Source organism: Chelatococcus sambhunathii (genome assembly GCF_001418005.1).
Lineage (GTDB): Bacteria > Pseudomonadota > Alphaproteobacteria > Rhizobiales > Beijerinckiaceae > Chelatococcus_A > Chelatococcus_A sambhunathii.
Genome location: NZ_LIOL01000004.1, coordinates 394,690 through 409,244, shown reverse-complemented (window position 1 = coordinate 409,244; position 14,555 = coordinate 394,690). Strand labels below are relative to the sequence as shown.

Here is a 14,555-nt window from a genome sequence, read left to right as displayed (position 1 = left end):
GGGAGCGCGAGAGGTCGCAGGGTCGGAATGCCGCTGCGCCGGCTGATGCGTTGGCGAGGGCGTATGGAGTGTTTCTGTTAAGTGTATGTGGTTCTATCGACATCAGTATATATCCGTTTATCAAATATCTTTTATGTCATTATCCGGGGTTCGGCCGATCATTATCACTTCGTATTTGTCGTTGTCCGCAAGATATGCTTGCGTACAATCCAGAATTATATCGGAAATTGGGTATTTCCGTTCCGTGCGTGTCATGTGAGGAATGCTGGACCGGCGCGCCGGGCGCCGTCCGTCGCTTCCAGGGGCCCGTTCGGTGGCGTTCCGGTGCCCACAGCTTCATGGCCGGGGCGGCGGGGTGTATATTTCTTGTTGCGGCAGAGGGGCTGAGTGCGGGAGGACGCTCCATGACACGCATGATCGGTGACGTCGCGCCGGATTTCGAGGCCGAGACCACTGAAGGCCGTATCCGCTTTCACGACTGGATCGGTGATTCCTGGTGCGTGCTGTTTTCCCATCCGAAGGACTTCACGCCCGTCTGCACGACCGAACTCGGCTACATGGCCCGGATCAAGCCCGAGTTCGACCGGCGCAACGTCAAGATCATCGGGCTGAGCGTCGATCCGGTCGAGAGCCATGCCCGCTGGGCGAACGACATTCGTGACACGCAAGGGCATGCCCCGAACTTCCCGATGATCGGCGATCCTGATCTGTCGATCTCCAAGCTCTATGGCATGTTGCCGGCGAGCGCCGGGAGCACCTCCGAGGGCCGCACGCCCGCGGACAACCAGACGGTGCGCAACGTCTTCGTCATCGGGCCGGACAAGAGGATCAAGCTCATCCTCGTCTATCCGATGACCACCGGCCGCAATTTCGACGAGGTGCTGCGGGTCATCGACTCGCTCCAGCTCACCGCCAAGCACCGGGTGGCCACGCCCGTGAACTGGAAGGCGGGCGACGATGTCATCATTGCCGGCTCGGTGCCCGACGAGGAGGCGCGGACGATCTATCCCGACGGCTGGACCGCCCCGCGGCCCTACATCCGCATCGTGCCCCAGCCGCGCATGTGACGGGCCCGCCGCGGCGCCCGGCATCGCCGCCCGGGTGCCTGTCGCCCGCCGCCGGCCGCGAAGTCCATGGCGCGAAGTGTCCCTCTTTCGTCCGGATCGATCATTTCGTTCCGCCGGAAGGGCGTTACTGTCTCCTCACGATCAGCTCAGGAGACAGCGAAATGGCTCGTGATACGGCGCTTCTCGTCGTCGACGCCCAGGAATCCTTTCGGCACCGGTCCTATTTCCGCGATGAGGGCCTGCCGGCCTACATCGCACGCCAGCAGGCGCTGATCGATGGCGCGAAAGCGGCTGGCATGTCCATCGTCCAGATCTTCCACGTGGAAGGGACGGGGGCCTTCTCGGAAGACTCGGGCTTCATCAGGGCCCTCGCGCCGCTCCACGTCGCGCCGGATATCGTCTTCCGCAAGCGGCGCCACAGCGCGCTCGTCGGCACCGGCCTCGACGTATGGCTGACCGAGAACGGCATCCGCCGGGTGATCGTCTCCGGCATCCGCACCGAGCAGTGCTGCGAGACGACGGCGCGCCATGCCTCCGACCTCGGCTATGCGGTCGATTATGTCGGCGAGGCCACGCTGACCTTCCCGATGACCGATGCGGCGGGCCGTGAGTGGAGCGCGGCGGAGATCCGCGCCCGCACGGAGCTGGTGCTGGCGGGGCGTTTCGCCCGCATCGCCACCGTCGAGGAGGCGCTCGCCGGCCGGACGGACAAGGCGGCGGCATGAGCCTCACCGGGCAGCCGCGCATCGTCCCCGTCATCGTGGTGGTGCCGCCACGGACGCTGCTGCTCGACATCGCCGGGCCGATGGAGGTGCTGCGGCGGGCGAATATCGATCAGGCCGCCGTGCGCTTCGTGGTCAGCTATGTCGGCCCGGCGCCGTGCGTCACGAGTTCGGTGGGGCTCGATGTGGCGAATGTCGCGCCGCTGCCCGACGGCCTTCCCGACGATGCCCTCGTCGTCATCTCCGGATCGGCCGACGAGCCCCTCGGCGCCCCGGCCGGTTCGCGTGCCGATGACGCTCCGCTCGAGGCCGAGATCGTCTCCTGGCTGCAGCGCGTGATCCGCCCGGGCATCCGCCTCGTCTCGATCTGCTCCGGCGCGCTGCTCGCCGCCCGCGCAGGGCTGCTCGACGGCCATGAATGCACCACGCACCATGCGACGCTTGGCGAGCTGATGCGCCTTGCCCCAAGGGCGCGGGTCAGGGAGAACCGGCTCTATGTCGAGGATGGCGAGCGGCTGACCAGCGCCGGCGTCACGGCCGGCATCGACCTCATGCTGGCGCTGGTCGCCCGCGAGGCCGGCCATGCGGCGGCGCTCGCCGTGGCGCGCGATCTCGTTGTCTACCTGCGCCGTGCCGGCGGCGATCCGCAGCTGTCGCCCTGGCTGGAGGGGCGCAACCATCTCCATCCGGCGATCCACCGCGCGCAGGATGCGGTGGGCGCCGATCCCGCCCGGGACTGGTCGGTCGAGGCGCTGGCGGAAGTCGCCGCCACCAGCCCGCGAAACCTGTCGCGGCTGTTCAACGACCATGCCGGCATGAGCGTGACCGACTATGTGAACCGGATGCGCATCGCCCTCGCGCGTGAACTGGTGATCGGCTCGCGGCTCGACATGGAGAGCATCGCCGAACGCGCAGGATTCTCCTCCACGCGCCAGTTCCGCAGGGTCTGGAACCGGCTGCACGACATCTCGCCGGCCCGCCTGCGCGCCTCGTTCCGTTAAACGCACTGGCGCAGCGATGGCAATCCTCGGCTGGGTATCCGCGCACGCGGCCCAGCCGTTGACGCTACTCGCGAGTAGCCTCATGATCCTTCGGTAACGTAGCTACCGGCGGCGCATAACGATCGCGGGGGCCACGGCGGGAGGAGATCCGATGGAGCAGGCCGAGAGGCCGGTCCCGCGGGCGACGGTGTGTACCACCGCTGTCATCGCGCTGAGCCGGCCGTGCTTCCCCGACGCGATCGGCGAACGCGCGCTGCGATGCGAGGGCTGCCCGTGACGGAGGCGGCGCGCGACGTGATCCTCGACGTCGAGGGCGTGTCGCTCGCCTTCGGCGGCGTGCGGGCACTGACCGACGTCTCCTTTTCGGTGCGGCGCGGGTCGATCACCGCGGTCATCGGCCCGAACGGCGCCGGCAAGACTTCGCTCTTCAACACCATCTCGGGCTTCTACCGCCCCCGCTCCGGCAACATCGCCTTCGACGGCCGGAGCCTCGCCGGCACGGCGCCGCCTGAGCGCGCGCGCCTCGGCCTCGCACGCACTTTCCAGAACATCGCGCTCTTTCGCGGCATGACGGTGCTCGACAACATCAAGCTCGGCCGCCACGCCCATATGCGCACCGGCCTTCTCGACGCGCTTGTCTACCGTGGCCGTGCGCGGCGCGAGGAGCTGGAATTGCGGGCGGAGATCGAGGAGCGCATCATCGATTTCCTCGAGATCCAGCACATCCGCAACGCGCCGGTGGCGACGCTGCCCTACGGTCTGCGCAAGCGGGTGGAGCTTGCCCGTGCCCTCGCCATGCGCCCGCGCCTGCTGATGCTCGACGAGCCCGTCGCCGGCATGAACCGCGAGGAGACGGAGGACATGGCCCGCTTCATCCTCGACGTGAAGGAGGAATGGGACGTCACCATCCTCATGGTCGAGCATGACATGGGGATGGTCATGGACATCTCCGACCATGTCGTGGTGCTCAACTTCGGCCAGGTGATCGCCGAGGGTGGCCCGGCCGCGGTCCAGGCGGATCCGGCGGTCGTCGCGGCCTATCTCGGCGCCGGCGATCTCGGCCGCCGCCTCAGCGGACCGGAGGCGGCATGACGGATTGGCTCTTCCTCACCGAGGTGTTCCTGGCCGGGCTCGGCTCCGGCGCGCTCTATGCCGTGACCGGCGTCGCCTTCGTGCTCATCTACAAGGCGACGCGCGTGGTCAATCTCGCCATCGGCGAGATCCTGATGCTCGGCGGCTATGCCTTCTTCGGCGCGGCCGCCGGCTGGCACCTGCCCGCCTGGGTCGCGCTGCCGGTCGCCATCCTCGCCGGGGCGCTGGTCGGCGCCGTCGTCGAGCGCGGCCTGATCCGGCCCATGATCGGCGAGAGTCCCATCTCCGTCTTCATGGTGACGATCGGCTTGGGCTCCATCCTCGCCGGCTTCGTGCAGATTGTCTGGGGCGCCGATCCCCTGCGCCTGCCGGAATTCCTGCCAAGCGCGCCGATCTTCATCGGCGAGGCCTATGTCGCGCCCAAGGTCGCCTACGGCTTCCTCGCCGCGATGGTCGTCGTCACGGCTTTCGTGCTGGGGCTGCGCTTCTCGCGTGGCGGCGTGGCGCTCAAGGCGACGGCGGCGGACCAGGCGGCGGCCTATTCCGTCGGCATCGACGTGCCCAGGGTCTTCTCGCTGAGCTGGATCGTCGCCTGCGGCGTCGCCGCCGGGGCGGGCGTCCTCGTCGGGGCCATCGGCGGCATCTCGCCGACCATGGGTGTCTTCGGCCTCTCGGTGCTCGTCGTCGTCATCGTCGGCGGGCTCGATTCCATGGCGGGCGCGCTCGTCGGCGGGCTCTTCATCGGCGTGGTGGAGGCCTTTGCAGGCACCTTCCTCGGGGGCGAGTACCGGTTCCTCGTCACCTTCAGCATCCTGATCCTCATCCTGATGATCCGACCCTACGGCCTCTTCGGCACGCACGAGATCGAGAGGCTCTGACGATGCGCATCGGCACGCTGAAAACGAGCTATGCGGCCGACGAGGCGCTGTTCGACACCCGCCTGCAGAAGCTCCTCATCCTTCTCGCCTGCGCCGCCGCCGTCCTCTTCCCCTTCGTCGCCAGCCCCTACTGGCTGTTCCTTGCCTGTCTGTGCGCCATCAATGTCGCAAGCGCGACGGGGCTCAACATCCTCACGGGCTATACGGGCCTCGTCAGCCTCGGCCAGGCGGCCTTCATGAGCGTCGGCGCCTACACGGTCGCGGTGCTCGAGATCCATGCCGGCACACCCTTCCTCCTCAATCTGCTCGTCGGCGGGCTTTTGACGGCGCTCGTCGGCATCGGCGTCGGCATCCCGAGCCTCAGGGTGAAGGGGCTCTACCTCGCCATCGCCACCATCGCCGCTTCGGTCGTCCTCCACTTCGTCTTCGCGCACTGGCCGCTCACGGGCGGCATGCAGGGGCTGTCGATGCCGCCGGCCCGCCTCTTCGGCATGGCGCTCGACCAGCCGTTCCAGCTCTACTGGTTGATCCTGCCGGTGACGGGGCTCATGGTGCTCGGGGCGGCCAATCTCTTCCGCACCCGCGTCGGCCGGGCCTTCATCGCCATCCGCGACCGTGACATCTCGGCCGAGGTGCTTGGCATCCCGCTGCTGCGCTACAAGCTGATGAGCTTTGCCGTCTCGTCCTTCTACGCCGGGCTCGCGGGCGGGCTGTGGGCCTATTTCTTCCGTGTCGTGACGCCGGAGAGTTTCCCGCTCGTCAATTCGATCTTCTACCTCGCCGCCATCATCGTCGGCGGCATGGGCACCATTCTCGGCGGCATTCTCGGCGCAGTCTTCATGACCATGGTGCCGGAGCTGCTGAAGTTCGTTGCCGGTCTCGTCACGCCCTTCTATCCGGATGCGCTCGCGCTGCTCGCGCCGGTGCGCACCATCGTCTTCGGCTCGCTCATCGTCGGTTTCCTGATCTTCGAGCCGCACGGGCTTGCGGAGATCTGGCGCCGCATCCGCCGCTTTTTCCATCTCTGGCCCTTCAGAACCTGAGGGGCCGGCAATCTCGCGTGGCGCCGCCGGCAAGAGCGGTCAAGGACAGGGAGGCAGATGATGAGGAATTGGACGAGAAGACATGTGCTTTCGGCGGGTGCCATAGCGGGGGCCGGACTCGCCCTCGGCATCCGGCCGCTCGCCGCGCAGGTCGCGGACGAGATCGTGCTCGGGGGCTCGATCCCGCTGACCGGCGTCTTTGCCTTCGCGGGCATCGGCATCCACGCCGGCATCCAGGATTACCTGAAGATCGTCAACGACGCCGGCGGCGTCGAAGGCCGCAAGGTGAAGTACGTCGCCGAGGACACGGGCTACAAGGTCGATGCCTCGGTGGCGGCCTTCAACAAGATCACGAGCCAGGAGAAGGTGTCGCTCTATTACGGCGACTCGACCGGCTTCTCGAAAACGATCAACCCGGAGCTCGAGCGCCGCGGCTCCATCCTCATGGCCGGCGCCTCATTTGCGAGCGAGCTCAACGATCCCAAGAAATATCCCCTGCAGTTCATGGCCGGACCCGACTATTCGGAGATGTTCGGCATCCTCCTGCGCTACATCGCCAACGAGAAGGCCGGTGCCAGGCTCGCCTTCGTCTATTCCGACACGGAGTTCGGCCGCGATCCGATCGTGCCGAGCGAGGCGCTCGCCAAGACGCTCGGCCTCGAGGTCGTGGAGAAGATCGTGACGCCGCCGGGCAGCGTCGATGTCTCCACCGAGGTGCTGAAGCTGCGCCGGGCGCGGCCGGATTTCACCATCTTCCACGGCTACGTGCTGGCGCCCATACCCGAGTTCATCGCCCAGGCCAAGCAGATGGGCCTCGCGAGCCGGTTCATGGGCACCTTCTGGAGCATGGACAATTCCACCGTCGAGCGCATGGGCGAGGCGGCCGATGGTTTCATGGGCGTCATGCCCTATCGCTACTACTACGACACCGAGGGTGAGAGCCCGATGCTGGAGAAGATCCGGCAGATGCGGCCCGAATACCAGTCGACGGCCTATCTGCAGGGTTTCGTCACCGCGCTCCTGATGTGCGAGGCAGCGAAACGCACCCTCGCCGCTGGCAAGGAGCTGACCGGCGCCAATCTCAAGGCCGGGCTCAACAGCATCAAGGATTTCGACACCGGCGGCCTCTTCGGCGTGCCGATATCGATCCCCGGCAATTCCGTGCCGATCGGGCGCATCTATGCCTTCGACGGCAAGGCGAAGCAGATGAAGCCGGCCTCCGACTGGATCCGCCTCGAGGCGTGACGGCAGCACGGAGACAAGAAGCCATGGCCGCGCCGCACCTGCTCGAGGTCGACAACATCGAGGTCGTCTACAACCGCACGATCCAGGTGCTGCGCGGCCTGTCGCTCGTCGTGCCGAAGGGGCGCATCGTCGCCCTGCTCGGCTCGAACGGCGCGGGCAAGTCGACGCTCTTGAAGGCCGTCTCCAACCTGCTCGCCATCGAGGACGGGGCGGTGACGAGTGGCGCCATCCGCTTCGCCGGAGAGGACATCGCTGCGCTCGCGCCGCACACGCTGGCGCGGCGCGGGCTCTTCCACGTCATGGAGGGGCGCCGCATCTTCGAGGATCTCACCGTCGAGGAGAACCTGACTGCCGCGACCTTCGCCCTCACCGGGCGCGGCGCGTCGAAACCGTCCTTCGAGCGCGTCTACAGCTATTTCCCGCGCCTCCACGAGCGGCGGAAGGGGCTCGCCGGCTACCTCTCCGGCGGCGAGCAGCAGATGCTCGCCATCGGCCGGGCCCTCGTCGCCGAGCCGTCGCTGATCCTGCTCGACGAGCCCTCGCTCGGCCTTGCCCCCAAGATGGTGGAGGAGATCTTCACGATCATCGCACGCATCAATGCGGACGAGGGGGTCTCCATGCTGCTCGTCGAGCAGAACGCGACGGTTGCCCTCGCCGTGGCACACCAGGGCTACATCATGGAGACGGGCAAGCTCGTGATCGAGGGATCGGTCGACAAGCTCATCCACGATCAGGATGTGCGCGAGTTCTACCTCGGCTTCGGTGGCGGAGGCGACGCCCGGAGCTACCGCGACGTCAAGCACTACAAGCGCCGCAAGCGCTGGCTGTCGTGAGAAAGGTTGCCGAGATGCCGCCCGCTCCCGAACTGCCGTCGCTGACCTTGCCGCAGATGCTGCGCGAGAACGCGCGAGCGATGCCGGACCGCCTGGCCCTCAGGCAGAAGGACTTCGGCATCTGGCAGCCTATCACCTGGGGCGGTTACTACAGCCGCGCCGCCCATGTCGGGCTCGGCCTCAGGGCGCTCGGCCTCGGCGAGGGCGGTCATGTCGGCATCCTCTCCGAAAACCGCGCCGAATGGGTGCTGGCGCAACTCGGAGCCGGGCTCGTCGGCGCGGTCACCATCGGCGTCTATCCAACGAGCCCGGCGAACGAGGTCGCCTACGTCCTCGGCCATGCCGGCGTCGAAATCGTCGTCTGCGAGGACCAGGAGCAGACCGACAAGGTGCTGGAGCGCCTGGACGAACTGCCCCAATTGCGGCGCATCGTCGTCATCGAGCCCAAGGGCCTGCGCCACTATCCTCAGGACCGGATCACGACCTTCGCCGAGCTCGAGCGGCTGGGGGCGGAACAGGGGCGTTTGGAGCCCGGCACGATCGATGCCTGCCTTGCCCGCCAGCAGCTCGGGGACACGGCCCTCATCGTCTACACCTCGGGCTCCACCGGCAAGCCCAAGGGGGCAATGCTCAGCTACCGCAACATGCGCGCCGAGGCGGCCGGCACCATCGAGCGCCTTGGCTTCGACGCAGCGACGACCAACCTGTCCTACCTGCCGCTGTGCCATGTCGCCGAGCAGATGCTGAGCACCATGGCGCCGATCTATGCCGGCTCCTGCGTCTCTTTCGGCGAGTCGATCAGGACGGTGCAGGAGGATTTGCGCGAAGTCGCGCCGAGCCTCTTCCTCGGCGTCCCGCGCATTTGGGAGAAGTTGCACTCCGCCATCCACATCAAGCTGGCCGAGGCCGGCGGCTGGCGCAAACGCCTGTTCGAGGCCGGCATGCGCGCCTGCGAGCCCTTCGCGGAGAAGCCGAAGGGCAAGAGGAACTGGCGCGAGCGGGCCGTCTTCGCGCTCTATTACGCGCTCATTTTCCGCGCGCTGCAGAACTTCATCGGGCTGCGCGAGGTGAAGGTGGCGCTGACCGGCGCCGCGCCCATCCCGCAGCGCATCGTCCGCTTTTTCCGCACGCTGGGCGTGCCGCTGGTCGAGGTCTACGGCCTCACCGAGACCTCCGGCATGGTCACCGGGCAGCGGCTCGACCACCTTGTGCCGGGCGCCGTGGGCGAGCCCGTCGCCGGTGCCGAAGTCCGGCTCGGCGAGGCCGGGGAGTTGCTGGTCCGGGGCGATCTCGTCTTCGAGGGCTATTACCGCAACGAGGAGGCGACGCACGCGGTGCTGCGCGACGGCTGGCTGCATACGGGGGACGTGGCTGCCTTCGTCGACGGACAGGTGCGCATCGTCGACCGCCTCAAGGACATCATGATCACGGCGGGCGGCAAGAACCTGAGCCCGTCGGAGATCGAGAACACGGTCAAGACGAGCGCCTACATCAAGGAATGCATCGTGGTGGCCGACGGGCGCCGCTACGTCACCGCGCTCATCCAGATCGACGGCGAGACGGTGGCGCAATGGGCCGAGAGCCAGCGCATCGGCTTCAGCAATTTCCGCAGCCTCGCCGAGCACCCGCGCGTGCGCGAACTCGTCACCCTGGAAGTCGAGCGCGCCAATGCCGAGCTCGCTCCTGTGGCGCAGATCAAGCGCTTCCACCTCCTCACCAAGGAGCTCGACCACGACGACGACGAGGTGACGGCGACGATGAAGGTCCGCCGTGCCAATATCGCGAGGAAATACGCCGCCGAGATCGAGGCGCTCTATGCGCCCGCGGCGCGCGTGGCATGAGAGGGCGGCCATGACCAGCACAGGGCTGTCCCCCTGGAAGACGCGGAAGGAGCGTGAGCGCGACCGCGAGATGAAGCGCGAGGCGGTGCTGCGCGCGGCCGCGCGCGCCTTCAACGAGCAGGGCTTCCACAAGACCTCGCTCGACGATGTCGCCGAGCGGCTGAACGTCTCGAAGCCGACGATCTATTATTACGTCAGGAGCAAGGACGAGATCCTCTTCGAATGCGTGCGCATTGGCCTCGAGCGTCTCGACGCGGCGTCCCGCACGGTGCTGCCGGGCGGCACCGGCCTCGCGCGGCTGATCGCGCTGTGGACCGAATATGCGCGCATCGTCACGGAGGATTTCGGGCGCTGCCTGATCCTCGTCGGCGAGGACCCGCTGCCGGTGGAGACGCGGCGGCAGCTGCGCGCTCTCAAGAGCAAGATCGACCATCGCTTCCGCAGCGTCGTGGAGGATGGCATCGCGGATGGCTCCATCCGCGCCTGCGACCCCAAGCTCATCGCCTTCGCCGGCGCCGGCGCGCTCAGCTGGATCGCCCGCTGGTACAACCACACCGGACCCCTTGACGTCGATACGGTCGCCCGGCAGCTCATCGACGTCCTCGTCCACGGCATCGCCAATCCGCCTGCAGCGGCCGGAGCGCTTGCCGCGCCCTGAGGCAAAGCGCCGGCACGCCTCACACCAGCTTCGGCGTGGATCCTGTTCCACGACGAATCGGTGCGCCGGGACGCAAGTTCCCCGGTCCCGGGCAGTCTCGACCTTTGGGGCCTGCGCGATCGTCAGCTCCGCGGCACGCTACGCTCCAGGAACCGCCGGATGAAGGTGGCGATCTCCTCGGCGTGGGTTTCGAGCGCGAAATGCCCGGTGTCGAGCAGATGCACCTCGGCATTCGGATTGTCGCGCTTGTAGGCCTCGGCCCCCGGCGGCAGGAAGAAGGGATCCCAGCGTCCCCACACCGCCAGGAACGGCGGCTTGCGCGCGGCGAAATAGGCCTGAAACTGGGGGTACATGGCGACATTGTTGGCGTAGTCGCCGAACAGGTCGAGCTGGATCTCGTCGTTCCCCGGGCGGCTGATCTGCGCGTAATCGAGCCAGTAGGCCTCCGGCGCGACCTGGCTGGCATCGGGCACCCCGTGCACATACTGCCACTTGACGCCGTCGAGCGTCAGCATGGGGCGGAGCGCATCCCGGTTGTCCTGGCTCGGGTCCTGCCAGTAGCGGCGCACCGGCGCCCAGTCCTCGCCGAGGCCCTCCTCATAGGCGTTGCCGTTCTGCGAGATGATGGCGGTGATGCGCTCCGGGCGGGCGAGCGCCAGGCGAAACCCCACCGGGGCGCCGTAGTCGAAGACGTAGATCGCATAGCGGGTGAGGCCGATGGCATCGGTGAAGCCCTCGACGACCTGCGCCAGGTTGTCGAAGGTATAGGCGAACTCGCCGCGCGGCGGCGCCGACGTGTAGCCGAAGCCGGGCAGGTCCGGCGCGACGATGTGATAGCGGTCGGCGAGCAGCGGGATCAGCCGGCGGAACATGTGCGACGAGGTCGGGAAGCCGTGCAGCAGCAGGAGCGTCGGGTTCCGCCGGTCGCCCGCCTCTCGGTAGAAGACCGTCACCGGCCCCACATGGGCCGTGCGCAGGGCGATGGGAGGGGCGCTGGTCATCGTTTCTCTCCGGTATCTGCCGGGCCAAATGCCCGTTGCCGCCACCTTCCATCATTGCGGCTTTCGTCGGAATGCACGACAATAGGCGTTCACTCTTCCGCATCTCGGAATGGCCATGGATCGCATCGACGCGATGAGGGTGTTCGTCGCCGCCCTCGACGAAGGCAGCCTTGCCGGCGCCGGGCGGCGGCTCGGCCGTTCACCGGCCGCCGTGAGCCGTGCGATCAGCTTTCTCGAAGGCCATGTCGGCGTTCCTCTCCTCCACCGCACCACCCGCTCCATCCGGCTGAGCGAGGCGGGCGAGCGTTATGCCGCCGCCTGCCGACGCGTGCTCACGGACCTCGAGGAGGCCGACATGCTGGCCGCGGGCGAGCGCTCGGCGCCGCGCGGCACCCTGGCCGTCACGGCGCCCGTGATGAGCGGGGAAGAGGTGCTGCGCCCCGTCCTCGACGGCTTTCTCGACGCCTTCCCGGAGGTCTCGGCGCGGCTCGATCTGCTCGACCGTCCGGTCAACCTCATCGACGAGGGGATCGACGTCGCGCTGCGCATCGCGCATCTGCCCGATTCCTCCATGGTGGCCGTGCACATTGGCGAGGTGCGCCGCGTGGTCGCCGCCGCCCCGCGCTATCTTGCGGCCCACCCGCCGATCAGGACCCCGGCCGACCTCGCCGGGCACCGGATCGTGACGGTGCCGCTCGGCGGGATCGATTCCTGGAGCTTTCCGCCGGCCGGCCGGTCCGGCCTGCCCCGTGCCGTTTCCTTCGCGCCGCGCCTGGTGGTGAACAGCGTCCGTGCCGCGGTCGCCTCGGCTGCCGAGGGGCGGGGCATCGTGCGGCTTTTCTCCTATCACGTGGCCGAGAAGGTGCGGGCCGGGGAGCTCGCGATCATTCTCGAGGCCGACGAGCCGCCACCGCTTCCCGTCCACCTCATCACCCCCGAGCGCCGCCTTTCGGTGCCGAAGGTGCGCGCCTTCGTCGATTTCGCGATCCCGCGCCTGCGGGCCGCCTTTGCGCGCTTGAAGGCGGACGTCGCGTCCTGAGAGGGCCTTCGACAATCGGGCGCGGGGCGGAACCGTTGGCCTAGGACGACGGTTTTCGTTATCATGATCGGAAATCGTCACGGAGGGCTCCGATGACCCCAGCCCAGTGCCGCGCGGCACGTGCCATGGTGGATCTGTCCCAGGAGGATCTGGCGAAGGCCGCTGCCGTCGGCCTGTCCACGGTGCGCAACTTCGAGACCGGCCGCACCCTGCCCATCGTCAACAATCTCGCCGCCATTCGGCGGGTGCTGGAGGAGGCGGGCATCGTCTTCCTCGACGACGGCGCGGCAACCGTCGGCGGGCCCGGCGTTCGCCTCAGGGCACGCCGCAACGAGTTCATTCCGCCGGACGAACTGACCTCGGAGACGGACAGCTGAGCGCCGGCGTCGAGAGATGTGAGCGGCGCATCGCTCCCTGCGGCGCGGAAGCGCGATGACCGGGCGAGGCGCTGTGCTAAGATGATCCCATGTTGAAGCTGCTGCGCGGCGCCCGCTCCCTTGTGCTCCTCGCCTCCATGGCCGTCCTTCTCGGCGGCCTCGCGGGGGGAGGTCGCATGGCTGAGGTAAGGGCCGGCGACGCGGGGCCCGGGCAAACGGCGCCCGAAGCGACGACCTCGGCGCATGCGGGTCACCGGGCGCATGCCGGCCATTCCGCCGGCGCCGTCCGGCCGGCTGAGCACGACGTCGGGCGCGAGCACGCGATGGCGATCAAGGCAGCGGCGAAAGAGGCCTCGGTGGACGAGGGCTGCTGCCCCGGCCATCCGCCGGCCGCGGCCGGGCGCAACTGCCTCGCCGTTTGCCTCATGTCGGCCTGTTCGACCTCCGTGCTACCGTCGGTCGGCACGCCCGCGTTCTCCGCTTGCCCGGGCGGCCCGTGGCCCTGGATGGCTGCGGCCCTCCCGGAGGGCATATCGCCGGAGACGGCAACACCTCCTCCTCGCGCCTGAAGGCGGCCGCGGACCATGTCCTGCGGCACTAGGCACATCGATCCGATCGAGGAGAAGAATGATGAAGATTTCCATGATTGCGCTCGCGCTCGCCGTGGGCATGGCCGCACCTGCCTTTGCCCAGCAGCCCCCGGATGCCGGGCACGGCGCCCACCACGGCGCACCTGCCGAGAGCGGACAGGCCACGGCGCCCCAAGTCCAGATGCCCCAAGCCCAGGCGCCCCAGGCCCAGGCGCCCGCGGCGATGCCGGGCATGGGCATGATGGGCGCCGGCCAAGGCGGCTGCCCCATGATGCAAGGCATGATGCAGGCCATGATGGGCCGCGGCGGCATGGGCCAGGGCATGGGCTCCGGCATGGCGGGAACGCCCAGGGGGGACCAGAGCGTCGCCTCCCTCGCGTTCAATGCCGTCAACGAGCGGATGCACCGCGACATGGACGTGACCTTCACCGGCGATGCGGATGCCGATTTCGTGCGCGCCATGATCCCGCACCATCAGGGGGCCGTGGACATGGCCAAGGTGGTCCTCGCCTTCGGCAAGGACCCCAAGATCCGCGAGCTGGCCGAGAGCGTCGTCCAGGCGCAGGAGAGCGAGATCGCCATGATGAAGGCCTGGCTCGAGGCCAACGAGAAGAAGTGACGGCAAGGGCGGGGCGGCCGTGCCGCCGCCCCGCCTTCCCGTCGGAAGGGATATCCGACATGACATCGAGAACGATTGACAGGCGCGGCCTTCTTGCGGGCCTCGCAGCTCTTGCTGTCGTCGCCCGTCTCCCGGCCGCCGCGGCGGAGGCGTTGCCGCCCGTCACGGTCAGCCGCGATCCGGCATGCGGCTGCTGCGAGGCCTGGGTGGAGCACATGCGCGCAGCCGGCTTTCGTGTGACGGTCGTCGAGACGACCGCGATCAACCGCGTCAAGGCGCGCCTCGGCGTGCCGCAGGACCTCGCCTCCTGCCATACGGCGGAGGTTGCCGGCTATGTGCTCGAAGGCCATGTGCCGGCGGATGCCGTCGTCCGCCTCCTTGCCGAGCGGCCGGTCGGCACCGGCCTTGCGGTGCCGGGCATGCCGGTCGGCTCGCCGGGCATGGAGGTGGAGGGCGTCGCGCCCGATACCTACGAGGTCCTGCTGTTCGGCCCGGCCGGCCAGCGCGCCTTCGCCCGGTACGAGGGCGGCCGCCTGCTCAAGGGCTGAG

16 protein-coding genes are annotated in these 14,555 nt (G+C 68.1%); 15 read left to right on the top strand and 1 reads right to left on the bottom strand.

The genetic code is table 11. The annotated features are described in order from the left end of the window. The first annotated feature begins 404 nt into the window (after positions 1–404). The 10 genes from ASC46_RS11025 to ASC46_RS10980 all read left to right on the top strand — a co-directional run bounded on the left by ASC46_RS11025 (position 405) and on the right by ASC46_RS10980 (position 10,380). A complete protein-coding gene (locus ASC46_RS11025; RefSeq protein WP_055459342.1) occupies positions 405–1,067 on the top strand; it encodes a peroxiredoxin in 663 nt (220 codons plus the stop codon). 161 nt (positions 1,068–1,228) lie between these two features. Continuing rightward, positions 1,229–1,792, top strand: a complete 564-nt coding sequence (locus ASC46_RS11020; protein WP_055459341.1) for an isochorismatase family protein — start codon at positions 1,229–1,231, stop codon at positions 1,790–1,792. Beyond that, positions 1,789–2,790: a GlxA family transcriptional regulator gene (locus tag ASC46_RS11015; RefSeq protein ID WP_055459340.1), complete on the top strand. Its 1,002-nt coding sequence runs from the start codon at positions 1,789–1,791 to the stop codon at positions 2,788–2,790. Before ASC46_RS11020 ends, ASC46_RS11015 begins: the two co-directional genes overlap by 4 nt. 258 nt (positions 2,791–3,048) lie before the next feature. After that, positions 3,049–3,882: an ABC transporter ATP-binding protein gene (locus ASC46_RS11010; protein ID WP_055459339.1), complete on the top strand. Its 834-nt coding sequence runs from the start codon at positions 3,049–3,051 to the stop codon at positions 3,880–3,882. Beyond that, entirely contained in the window at positions 3,879–4,760 is an 882-nt protein-coding gene (locus tag ASC46_RS11005; protein ID WP_055459338.1) for a branched-chain amino acid ABC transporter permease, read from the top strand. The genes ASC46_RS11010 and ASC46_RS11005 overlap by 4 nt, the downstream gene beginning before the upstream one ends. Positions 4,761–4,762: 2 nt before the next feature. Continuing rightward, the gene (locus tag ASC46_RS11000; protein WP_055459337.1) at positions 4,763–5,803 is read left to right on the top strand and encodes a branched-chain amino acid ABC transporter permease; all 1,041 of its coding nucleotides are present in this window, start codon (positions 4,763–4,765) and stop codon (positions 5,801–5,803) included. 84 nt (positions 5,804–5,887) lie between these two features. Beyond that, positions 5,888–7,048 (top strand): ABC transporter substrate-binding protein, encoded by a 1,161-nt coding sequence (locus ASC46_RS10995; RefSeq protein ID WP_096335358.1) that lies wholly within the window; start codon positions 5,888–5,890, stop codon positions 7,046–7,048. A 23-nt stretch (positions 7,049–7,071) separates the two neighbouring features. Continuing rightward, positions 7,072–7,881 carry an ABC transporter ATP-binding protein gene (locus tag ASC46_RS10990; protein WP_055459335.1) on the top strand — a complete coding sequence of 270 codons (810 nt, stop codon included), beginning with the start codon at positions 7,072–7,074 and terminating at the stop codon, positions 7,879–7,881. 14 nt (positions 7,882–7,895) lie between these two features. Then, positions 7,896–9,722 (top strand): AMP-dependent synthetase/ligase, encoded by a 1,827-nt coding sequence (locus tag ASC46_RS10985; RefSeq protein ID WP_055459334.1) that lies wholly within the window; start codon positions 7,896–7,898, stop codon positions 9,720–9,722. A gap of 10 nt (positions 9,723–9,732) precedes the next feature. Continuing rightward, positions 9,733–10,380 carry a TetR/AcrR family transcriptional regulator gene (locus ASC46_RS10980; RefSeq protein ID WP_055459392.1) on the top strand — a complete coding sequence of 216 codons (648 nt, stop codon included), beginning with the start codon at positions 9,733–9,735 and terminating at the stop codon, positions 10,378–10,380. A gap of 122 nt (positions 10,381–10,502) precedes the next feature. Here ASC46_RS10980 and ASC46_RS10975 read toward each other — a convergent pair whose 3' ends face one another. Continuing rightward, positions 10,503–11,381 (bottom strand): alpha/beta fold hydrolase, encoded by an 879-nt coding sequence (locus tag ASC46_RS10975; RefSeq protein WP_055459333.1) that lies wholly within the window; start codon positions 11,379–11,381, stop codon positions 10,503–10,505. Between the two features lie 115 nt (positions 11,382–11,496). On the opposite strand from ASC46_RS10975, the gene ASC46_RS10970 reads away from it, so the two are divergent. The 5 genes from ASC46_RS10970 to ASC46_RS10950 all read left to right on the top strand — a co-directional run bounded on the left by ASC46_RS10970 (position 11,497) and on the right by ASC46_RS10950 (position 14,554). Next, positions 11,497–12,420, top strand: coding sequence for a LysR family transcriptional regulator (locus ASC46_RS10970; protein ID WP_055459391.1), 924 nt, complete (start codon positions 11,497–11,499; stop codon positions 12,418–12,420). Positions 12,421–12,512: 92 nt separating this feature from the next. Then, positions 12,513–12,797 (top strand): helix-turn-helix domain-containing protein, encoded by a 285-nt coding sequence (locus ASC46_RS10965; RefSeq protein ID WP_055459332.1) that lies wholly within the window; start codon positions 12,513–12,515, stop codon positions 12,795–12,797. A gap of 89 nt (positions 12,798–12,886) precedes the next feature. Continuing rightward, complete coding sequence (locus tag ASC46_RS10960) at positions 12,887–13,366, top strand: hypothetical protein (protein WP_055459331.1); 480 nt, start codon at positions 12,887–12,889, stop codon at positions 13,364–13,366. Positions 13,367–13,610: 244 nt separating this feature from the next. Continuing rightward, positions 13,611–14,006 carry a CopM family metallochaperone gene (copM, locus tag ASC46_RS21110; RefSeq protein WP_425349124.1) on the top strand — a complete coding sequence of 132 codons (396 nt, stop codon included), beginning with the start codon at positions 13,611–13,613 and terminating at the stop codon, positions 14,004–14,006. A gap of 59 nt (positions 14,007–14,065) precedes the next feature. After that, positions 14,066–14,554, top strand: a complete 489-nt coding sequence (locus ASC46_RS10950) for a DUF411 domain-containing protein (protein WP_040405319.1) — start codon at positions 14,066–14,068, stop codon at positions 14,552–14,554. Position 14,555: the final 1 nt, after the last annotated feature.

Bases quoted from the DNA above. Each gene is read 5' to 3' on its own strand.
- ASC46_RS10975 (WP_055459333.1), bottom strand. From the start codon at position 11,381: ATGACCAGCGCCCCTCCCATCGCCCTGCGCACGGCCCATGTGGGGCCG.
- ASC46_RS11010 (WP_055459339.1), top strand. From the start codon at position 3,049: ATGCGAGGGCTGCCCGTGACGGAGGCGGCGCGCGACGTGATCCTCGAC.
- ASC46_RS11020 (WP_055459341.1), top strand. From the start codon at position 1,229: ATGGCTCGTGATACGGCGCTTCTCGTCGTCGACGCCCAGGAATCCTTT.
- ASC46_RS10970 (WP_055459391.1), top strand. From the start codon at position 11,497: ATGGATCGCATCGACGCGATGAGGGTGTTCGTCGCCGCCCTCGACGAA.
- copM (WP_425349124.1), top strand. From the start codon at position 13,611: ATGCCGGGCATGGGCATGATGGGCGCCGGCCAAGGCGGCTGCCCCATG.
- ASC46_RS10950 (WP_040405319.1), top strand. From the start codon at position 14,066: ATGACATCGAGAACGATTGACAGGCGCGGCCTTCTTGCGGGCCTCGCA.
- ASC46_RS10985 (WP_055459334.1), top strand. From the start codon at position 7,896: ATGCCGCCCGCTCCCGAACTGCCGTCGCTGACCTTGCCGCAGATGCTG.
- ASC46_RS11025 (WP_055459342.1), top strand. From the start codon at position 405: ATGACACGCATGATCGGTGACGTCGCGCCGGATTTCGAGGCCGAGACC.
- ASC46_RS11005 (WP_055459338.1), top strand. From the start codon at position 3,879: ATGACGGATTGGCTCTTCCTCACCGAGGTGTTCCTGGCCGGGCTCGGC.
- ASC46_RS11015 (WP_055459340.1), top strand. From the start codon at position 1,789: ATGAGCCTCACCGGGCAGCCGCGCATCGTCCCCGTCATCGTGGTGGTG.
- ASC46_RS11000 (WP_055459337.1), top strand. From the start codon at position 4,763: ATGCGCATCGGCACGCTGAAAACGAGCTATGCGGCCGACGAGGCGCTG.
- ASC46_RS10965 (WP_055459332.1), top strand. From the start codon at position 12,513: ATGACCCCAGCCCAGTGCCGCGCGGCACGTGCCATGGTGGATCTGTCC.
- ASC46_RS10960 (WP_055459331.1), top strand. From the start codon at position 12,887: ATGTTGAAGCTGCTGCGCGGCGCCCGCTCCCTTGTGCTCCTCGCCTCC.
- ASC46_RS10990 (WP_055459335.1), top strand. From the start codon at position 7,072: ATGGCCGCGCCGCACCTGCTCGAGGTCGACAACATCGAGGTCGTCTAC.
- ASC46_RS10980 (WP_055459392.1), top strand. From the start codon at position 9,733: ATGACCAGCACAGGGCTGTCCCCCTGGAAGACGCGGAAGGAGCGTGAG.